Source organism: Blautia sp. AF14-40 (assembly GCF_003479665.1).
Taxonomy (GTDB): Bacteria; Bacillota; Clostridia; order Lachnospirales; family Lachnospiraceae; genus Fusicatenibacter; species Fusicatenibacter saccharivorans.
Genome location: NZ_QUHK01000052.1, coordinates 522 through 7,542, shown reverse-complemented (window position 1 = coordinate 7,542; position 7,021 = coordinate 522). Strand labels below are relative to the sequence as shown.

General features: G+C 45.6%; 12 protein-coding genes. 2 read left to right on the top strand and 10 right to left on the bottom strand.

Annotated features, from left to right (window positions below):
* On the top strand, positions 1-249 hold a 249-nt coding region (locus DWW13_RS19200), incomplete at its 5' end, for a hypothetical protein (protein WP_207664288.1).
* Positions 250-483: 234 nt separating this feature from the next.
* Here DWW13_RS19200 and DWW13_RS17310 read toward each other — a convergent pair.
* From DWW13_RS17310 to DWW13_RS17275, 8 genes are all read right to left on the bottom strand, one after another.
* Positions 484-1,218, bottom strand: a complete 735-nt coding sequence (locus DWW13_RS17310) for an ABC transporter permease (protein ID WP_330425633.1) — start codon at positions 1,216-1,218, stop codon at positions 484-486.
* Positions 1,219-1,228: 10 nt separating this feature from the next.
* Positions 1,229-1,960, bottom strand: coding sequence for an ABC transporter permease (locus DWW13_RS17305; protein ID WP_055221125.1), 732 nt, complete (start codon positions 1,958-1,960; stop codon positions 1,229-1,231).
* The gene (locus DWW13_RS17300; RefSeq protein ID WP_117802011.1) at positions 1,953-2,876 is read right to left on the bottom strand and encodes an ABC transporter ATP-binding protein; all 924 of its coding nucleotides are present in this window, start codon (positions 2,874-2,876) and stop codon (positions 1,953-1,955) included. Before DWW13_RS17300 ends, DWW13_RS17305 begins: the two co-directional genes overlap by 8 nt.
* A gap of 17 nt (positions 2,877-2,893) precedes the next feature.
* Positions 2,894-3,319 (bottom strand): DUF3887 domain-containing protein, encoded by a 426-nt coding sequence (locus DWW13_RS17295; RefSeq protein WP_117888731.1) that lies wholly within the window; start codon positions 3,317-3,319, stop codon positions 2,894-2,896.
* 12 nt (positions 3,320-3,331) lie between these two features.
* Positions 3,332-4,099, bottom strand: a complete 768-nt coding sequence (locus tag DWW13_RS17290) for an ABC transporter permease (protein ID WP_117801976.1) — start codon at positions 4,097-4,099, stop codon at positions 3,332-3,334.
* Positions 4,100-4,190: 91 nt separating this feature from the next.
* Entirely contained in the window at positions 4,191-5,114 is a 924-nt protein-coding gene (locus DWW13_RS17285; protein WP_117801975.1) for a sensor histidine kinase, read from the bottom strand.
* Between the two features lie 2 nt (positions 5,115-5,116).
* Complete coding sequence (locus DWW13_RS17280; RefSeq protein ID WP_117801974.1) at positions 5,117-5,818, bottom strand: response regulator transcription factor; 702 nt, start codon at positions 5,816-5,818, stop codon at positions 5,117-5,119.
* Positions 5,811-5,999, bottom strand: coding sequence for a helix-turn-helix domain-containing protein (locus tag DWW13_RS17275; protein WP_117801973.1), 189 nt, complete (start codon positions 5,997-5,999; stop codon positions 5,811-5,813). Before DWW13_RS17275 ends, DWW13_RS17280 begins: the two co-directional genes overlap by 8 nt.
* 144 nt (positions 6,000-6,143) lie before the next feature.
* On the opposite strand from DWW13_RS17275, the gene DWW13_RS17270 reads away from it, so the two are divergent.
* Positions 6,144-6,512, top strand: a complete 369-nt coding sequence (locus tag DWW13_RS17270; protein WP_002596316.1) for a helix-turn-helix transcriptional regulator — start codon at positions 6,144-6,146, stop codon at positions 6,510-6,512.
* A 27-nt stretch (positions 6,513-6,539) separates the two neighbouring features.
* On the opposite strand, the gene DWW13_RS17265 is transcribed toward DWW13_RS17270, so the two are convergent.
* Positions 6,540-6,839, bottom strand: a complete 300-nt coding sequence (locus DWW13_RS17265) for a hypothetical protein (RefSeq protein WP_117888730.1) — start codon at positions 6,837-6,839, stop codon at positions 6,540-6,542.
* 16 nt (positions 6,840-6,855) lie between these two features.
* Positions 6,856-7,021: TnpV protein (locus DWW13_RS19575; RefSeq protein ID WP_243026184.1), on the bottom strand; the 166-nt coding region annotated here is incomplete at its 5' end.

The following is a 7,021-nucleotide window of genomic DNA, read 5'->3' as shown; positions in this document are numbered from 1 at the left end:
GATGGTAACTTCCATCTGCCTTTCCTCCATTCAGATTTTTTGGTAAATCTGAATGGGGCGGCGGAGAACGGCACTGGGGCCAGGGTTCGGGCCATGCTGGCCCGATGTTCCGGCTCCACAGGGACAAAAAAGCGCCCGGACGGCATAAAGCCATACGAGCGTAATGGAATATATTTTGCTGTTTGGTTACATGGTATAGTACATACTGCTGGCCGCATTGCTCCGCTGCTGGAAACAGGCTTTTTTTAGCTGGTGCAGGTCATGGGTACTGTGAAAAAAGACAAGAATAGACACGGCGGCAATCCTCCTATATGCCGCCGTGGATTTACACGGTGTTAGGTCGTCGTTGGTTTAGGATAGACGAAAAGAAACGGCGGCTCTGAAAATCAAAGCCGCCGCTTCATAGGCGCGTGAAAATGTGTCTGCTTTACGACGGCTTTTTTTCTTTTGCCGTCGTCCGGCAGATCATTAGATATATTGCATTTATTTAGTCTTGCGGTTCCATCCTTTCAAAATTAACAATGACAAAATCACACAAACCATCAGAATTACAACGCCGATTAAAACCTGAAACATATTTGCATTATAATAACCAGAGATATTGAAAACGGCTGTCATGGGATATACCGTCTTTAACTGCTGGGACATACTCGCAAATAATCCAGCAAACGAATAAATTTCTGCAAATACCAGAGCCAGCCAATACCCCTTTTTCATCCGCGCTACCAGAGCGATAATAGGCGAAATTGCAAAGAATACGCCTACCCCATCCAGAAAATATATTTTCAGATTTTCTAACACAAGGCCAACGGAAAGTGCTTCTAAATGCAAAACTGCCTCGACAAGAAAGGTAATTGCAAAAAGTAAAAGGTAAATCAGAACGCTGAACACAAAGGCAAGTATCATTTTGGCAAGTGTCAGTTTCACTTCATCTACGGGAATGAGCCGCAGAGATTTTAAGGTATCCTCCTGTTCCTCCCGGCAAATCATATAACTTCCCAATAGGGCAATTACAGCAGGCAGAACATAAAAGGTAGCAAGGGATTGGGCCGCTGTCATAAACCATCCAGCCCCGTTAATATATCGGCGGTCATAGAATGTAAACTGTCCCTGTGCAAAGACGATTAACCCTACCATGACTGTTGCAAACCCAGCAATCCAGAGTATTTTGGAACGGTGGAGTTTCTGGCTCTCCGCCCAAAGCAAATCTTTCATCATTTTTTGCACCTCACTTTCTCCGAACCAATGCCACATTCGCCAATACAGCCGAAGCAGCAGCCCATACACCAATACACAGAAATGCGGCTGGAATATTTAATGGCTGATCAAATACAACACCCGGAATATCATACATAACAATAGCGGTCATACTGGACAGCGGATGTAGGTACATATTCACCATCAAGAGGATAAAGCCGAGGAATGTATAAATCAGCGTCAGGCAAACAGGGAGAATATAGCCCTTTTGCGCTGCGGCAACCGCCAGTACTGGTAACACCGCAAAGGCGGTCAACAGAGAAATTTCCATACACTTCCGCAAAAGATAAAGGACACTTTCACTGTCAAAGGGAATATAACCAGATAGTACGCCGGTCAGAATGGACGCCGTTGCGGTAACTAGCATAAAGCAAATGGAATACACCAGCACCACAGCAAACTTGCTGAAAAAGTATGCCATTTTATTGACCGGTACAATCCAAAGCTGTTTGAGCATATCATACTGGTTTTCGTTATACATCAGCATGGTACACAACATTCCCAACACCACCGGCAGGATAATCCACGGGGTATAGCTGAACGCTGTCCATTTGTAAAACATAATGGGGTCCACACCGGTTCCTTTGACACTTGAAAAGTAAAATACGGCAGCCAGTGGCATAAAGAGCGCCGCCAGCAGCATGAGCCAGATAAACTTTCTCCGGCGCAGTTTTAGAAATTCAACTTGTATCAGTTTAAGCAATTCCCTCTCCCCCTGTGATCTGTTTGAAATAATCCTCAAGGGTATCATTGCAGATTTGGGAGCTGATAACAGCTACATCCTGCACCACAAGGGCCTTGTTGATTGCCGCCATATCCAGTGCGGTGTCATAAAGCCGCAGGTTGTGTTCGTCCTGCACCGCATAATCGGTCACATGGAATTGCCTTTCCAAAATTAAAGAGGCTTTTGGAATATCCGACACTTGAAGCTGGATGTATTTCCGATTTTTCTTTTCTAATTCTTCCATGCTGCTTTCTTCCAGCAGAATCCCGTGGTCGATAATGCCTATGTCATCTGCCAACAGTGAAATTTCGGAAAGTATATGGCTGGAAATTAGGATGGTTTTGCCACGCTCCACACTTAAATTCTTAATAAAGTTCCTCACTTCGGCTATACCGATAGGGTCAAGTCCATTGGTCGGCTCGTCCAAAATCAAAAGCTCCGGGTCATGCAGAATAGCGTTGGCAATACCGAGGCGCTGCTTCATGCCGAGGGAATACTTACTGAACAGCTTTTTGTCTTTGTAGGGCAATCCCACAACTTCCAGCGCATTCTTGACGGCATTGGGCTGGGGTGTCCCTCGTAACTTCGCAAAGATTTCAAGGTTTTCTGTTCCGGTCAGATTCGGATAAAAGCCGGGAGTTTCGATGATGGCCCCAATACGGGGATAAATGCGTTTCTCATGGCCTTTGATGTTCTGTCCGAACACATCTACTTCGCCGGAAGTGATTGGTGTAAGGCCCAAAATCATTTTCATAATTGTGGTTTTACCGGCTCCGTTGCGTCCTAAAAGTCCATAAATCCGGCCCGGCTTCACATGAAGATTCACAGAATTAACGGCAGTTTGTTCCCCGTAAATCTTTGTCAGCTTTTTGGTTTCAATCACAAGATCACTCATAAAAATACCTCGCTTTCTCATTTTGTTTCGTTCTTCCAGATAACATAGTTGTAAAGGCTGCCATCCGGGAAATAGTTGATGAATACTTTGAAATTGCCTTTGTCACAAGGAATGACAAATTCAACACGGATTTGGTCAGAGTGTTCCGGCGCATAGCAGGACACATCCGGGGAAGTGTTCTCCGGCAGCCCGCCCAGCTTATCGACTTCTTCTTCCCATGTTTCCTGTATCGTCTCCGCAGAAATATTGTCCTGTACGCCCTGCGGCAACGCATTGAAGAAAGTTTCAAAATCTCCATCCATCATTTGGTTAAAGTATTCGGTTGCTTCTTCCGTAATGGCCTGTTGGTCGGGAGCCTCGCCGGAAGATGGAGCGGCCTGCTGGCAGGCACAAAGAGAAAAAACAAGCAGAATACCGAGTAATAAACAATTCAATCGTTTCATAAGTCTTTCCTTTCAGTAAGATTGCTTTTTTAGAGCCACTACGGATGCGGCGGCAAATGTAGCACCGATCAAGAGCAGCGAACCGACACAAACAAGCGGCGAAGTATTGGATAAAACGCCTTGCATCAGGCTTTCTACCATAGCTGCGGCCGCTTCGGAAATATGGGGATAAATCCCCATCACGCTTGCCAGCGGGTGTATTCCCGTAAGATAAGCCGGGGCAATGACTACGGGAATCAGATAAAGCAGCGTTGCGCCAATGGGCAGGATATATCCCTTTGACAGCGTGGAAAGAAACACAATCGGAAGCATGGCTATGGGAATCAGAATACCACCTGCCAGATACAAAAGACCAGCGTCCATCAGTGTTTGGGCGTTCAGATCGGGAAAGCCTCCGGCAATCAGCCCACCGACAACACACAAAAGAAAAGTAATCAGGCACAGTCCTACGGACATCAGAATAACCACAGCGACTTTTGAAAAGTATAGCTGTGCTTTTGTAATAGGGATGATAAGCAGTTCTTTCATCGTGTCATTTTTGTGTTCATCGAAAAACAGTGTCGTTGCAAACATTCCCAGCACAATCGGCAGAAACAGGCTGGACATATTCTTAAAGGCCAGTGTGTAAAGGTCGCCAAAACTATCCATAAAGGGACTGCTCCTTGAAATGCTGCAAGCCCTCTCAATCGCAAACGCTCCAAGCAGAAGTGTCAGAGCCAAAATACACCAGACAATTTTATTCCGTTTCCATTTCTGGATTTCAGTTGTAATAATCGTCATACGGTTTCCTCCTTTCATGGTTCCAATTATAAAACGCAAACCTTGCCATAACCTTGCCGAGATAAAATTTTTTCAAAAAAGCTCTGTGGGATCACAGAGCTTTCGGAAGTATGATGATAAAGGTTGTTCCGTTTCCGGGAACACTGGCGGCTGTAATCGTTCCTTTATGAATACTGACTAACTCTTTGGCAATCGAAAGGCCCAGCCCGTTCCCTTTGGCAGAACGGGAGTGATCACATTGATACATCCGTTCAAAGATATGCGGGAGATCAGAGGCGGCAATCCCATTGCCGTTATCAGCAACAACGATTTTTGCCTGCTGCTCCGTTTCAGTCACGGTCAGGAAAACTTTGCTTGCATCACTGTGCGTCAGGATATTTTGCAGTAAATTATTGAGAATACGAGTGTAGGCGGTAGAGTCAACACGTGTCATGTATTCTGTTTCAGGTATCTCAATTTCATAGCTAAGATCGTGGTTTTCCAGCAGCGGCACCCAATCAGCCATGATGTCACGGGAAAGCTCATTCAGGTCACAGACCTCAAAATGAAAAATCTGTTCCCCGGCATCCAGCTTCACCCATTCAAACAGGGCGGTCACAAAATCTTTCAGGTGGTGGGCTTTTTCCATAGCCACCCGAATGTATTCTTCCTTCTCAGCTCCTGTTACCATCTTGCTTTCCACAGCCTCCAAATATCCAACCAGAGAAGCAAGAGGGGTTTTTACATCATGGGAAAGGCTTGTCATAAGCCGTTTATAAGCCTGTTCGGATTGCTTTTGCTGTATAAGCCGAGATTGGCTGCTCATGGCAATCTCGTTAATATCATAACAGATTTGTTTTGTCAGGTCGCTTTCCCGCGTCAATACACGGCGGTTCAAATTCCCGGCTTTTATATCGTTTAGGGCATCCCTAATAAGAAAAAGCTGACCACGGACGCGGTAAAGTTTTCCCAAAAGATAGCTGATTACCAGCAAAGCAATCAATAAGGACAACAATAGATAAAGGTTAATTTCCATGCTCATGCCTCCTTGTTAAAGCGATACCCTACACCGCGGACAGTCTGAATATAAAAAGGTTGTTCTGGATTTGGCTCGATTTTTTTTCGCAGTTTACTGATAAATGCCATGAGGTTATTGTCGTCAAAATCATATTCTTCTGTCCACACCTGCATATAAAGTTGCTTTTTAGTAAAGACCCGTCCTTTGTTGGACGCCAGAAATAGAAGCAAGTCAAACTCCTTGCCGGTCAAGTCTACCGAGAGATTCTGAACCGTTACGGTTCGGTTGATTTTATCAATTACCATATCTTTCAGAAGCATGGTGGCGGCTTCGTTTCCAGTCACAGGGTTTAAGGTGGTATAGCGCCGGATTAGAGAATTGACACGAGCCATCAGTTCGTTAATTCCAAACGGCTTTGTCAGATAATCGTCCGCCCCCAGCCGCAGACCAGAAACCTTATCTTCTTCGTCGCTTTTGGCGGTCAGCATCAGCACCGGCACATTGTTTTTCTCTCGGATTTTCTGCAATACTTGAAACCCGTTCATATCTGGCATCATCACATCCAGAATAATTAGTGAACAGGTATCCTTGTTTTTTTCCAGTAGCCTCAGACCCTCTAAGCCGCCATGTGCTACTACCGCAGATAAATTTTCTTGTTCCACACATTTTTTCATCAAGGCACAAAGTTCCTTGTCATCGTCTATAATCAAAACGCTATTCATGTTTCAGCAACCTCCCTTGTTTTGTTCTTCCATCAATCGGCTTTTCTGCGTTCTTGGGGATCAGCCAAACACCAGCCATTTTCATAGCGCCGGGGATACGCTCTCCGGCACAATAATAATTTACCCTACGAGGTGTCACGCCCCACTTTTCGGCGGCCTCTTTCAATGTCATATAGTCCATTTCGCACCTCCACAGAATACATTATAGTTCTCTTTCTCGAACAATGCAAGAAATGGAATATGAATTATAAACTTCAACTAAACTGCATATAGCAACATTCCACGGGCAAAGTATGAATTATACAATGTAACTGGGTGATGCTATATGGCGAAAGTTGAAGATTGTCCCGGTTTTGAAACCTTTGGTGCAGATGTCAAAGCCGCACGAGAGGCAAAGCGTCTGGCACGAAAAACATTGGCGGAAATGGTTGGGATTGAATGGCGGTATCTTGCCAACATTGAGAATCAAGGTGCAATTCCGAGCCTGCCTGTGATGATCCAATTGATTAAGATCTGCGGACTTCCCGTGGAACGGTATTTTAACCCGGAGATCATGCGGGAAGAAAGCGAACAGCGGCAACGGGTCAGCCACAAGCTGAAACTCTGCCCTGAAGAATACCTGCCGATTATCGAAGGTGCCATAGACGGGGCGCTCAAAATGGAACAGACTGCGAAGCAGAAGGAGGACGCATAATCGCGGCCTCCTTCTGGCATTTCTATATCAAGGTTCCCGGCACTTTTCCAAAAGTTCCTGACACCTCTGCTGGATTTCTCCGGTTTCTGTCACAGTCAGTTCACGCTCGTTTCCGGTAATTTTATCTTCCAGAAAGTTGGCGTATGTACCCAGCAAAGCGTTCCGTAAATCCTCTGGGGTTTTCTGTATCTCGGCGCTATACCAGTCATTCCGGTGGGGTTCCCATGCCATCAATGTATAACCGTGGCTGGTCTGAACCACCTCATACAGAGGGTCATCATCCAGATATGCCTGAAACACTTTCAAAACCTTTTCAAAGGCCAGCATTTCCCACACCTCCCATTCAGCTGCAAATCAGTTCCCTGATTAAAATTTCCTCAATCTGTGCCGTTAATGTGTTCATCAGCCCCACCCAACGCATAGGATCACAGGCTTTCAGTTCCTCAGTGACACCCGCAGCCTCCATCATGTGAGGTAACATGGTGTCCACACGCTCCTGCGCTGTCCGG

Bases quoted from the DNA above. Each gene is read 5' to 3' on its own strand.
- DWW13_RS17310 (WP_330425633.1), bottom strand. From the start codon at position 1,218: ATGATGAAAGATTTGCTTTGGGCGGAGAGCCAGAAACTCCACCGTTCC.
- DWW13_RS17300 (WP_117802011.1), bottom strand. From the start codon at position 2,876: ATGAGTGATCTTGTGATTGAAACCAAAAAGCTGACAAAGATTTACGGG.
- DWW13_RS17295 (WP_117888731.1), bottom strand. From the start codon at position 3,319: ATGAAACGATTGAATTGTTTATTACTCGGTATTCTGCTTGTTTTTTCT.
- DWW13_RS17290 (WP_117801976.1), bottom strand. From the start codon at position 4,099: ATGACGATTATTACAACTGAAATCCAGAAATGGAAACGGAATAAAATT.
- DWW13_RS17285 (WP_117801975.1), bottom strand. From the start codon at position 5,114: ATGGAAATTAACCTTTATCTATTGTTGTCCTTATTGATTGCTTTGCTG.
- DWW13_RS17280 (WP_117801974.1), bottom strand. From the start codon at position 5,818: ATGAATAGCGTTTTGATTATAGACGATGACAAGGAACTTTGTGCCTTG.
- DWW13_RS17275 (WP_117801973.1), bottom strand. From the start codon at position 5,999: ATGGACTATATGACATTGAAAGAGGCCGCCGAAAAGTGGGGCGTGACA.
- DWW13_RS17270 (WP_002596316.1), top strand. From the start codon at position 6,144: ATGGCGAAAGTTGAAGATTGTCCCGGTTTTGAAACCTTTGGTGCAGAT.
- DWW13_RS17265 (WP_117888730.1), bottom strand. From the start codon at position 6,839: ATGCTGGCCTTTGAAAAGGTTTTGAAAGTGTTTCAGGCATATCTGGAT.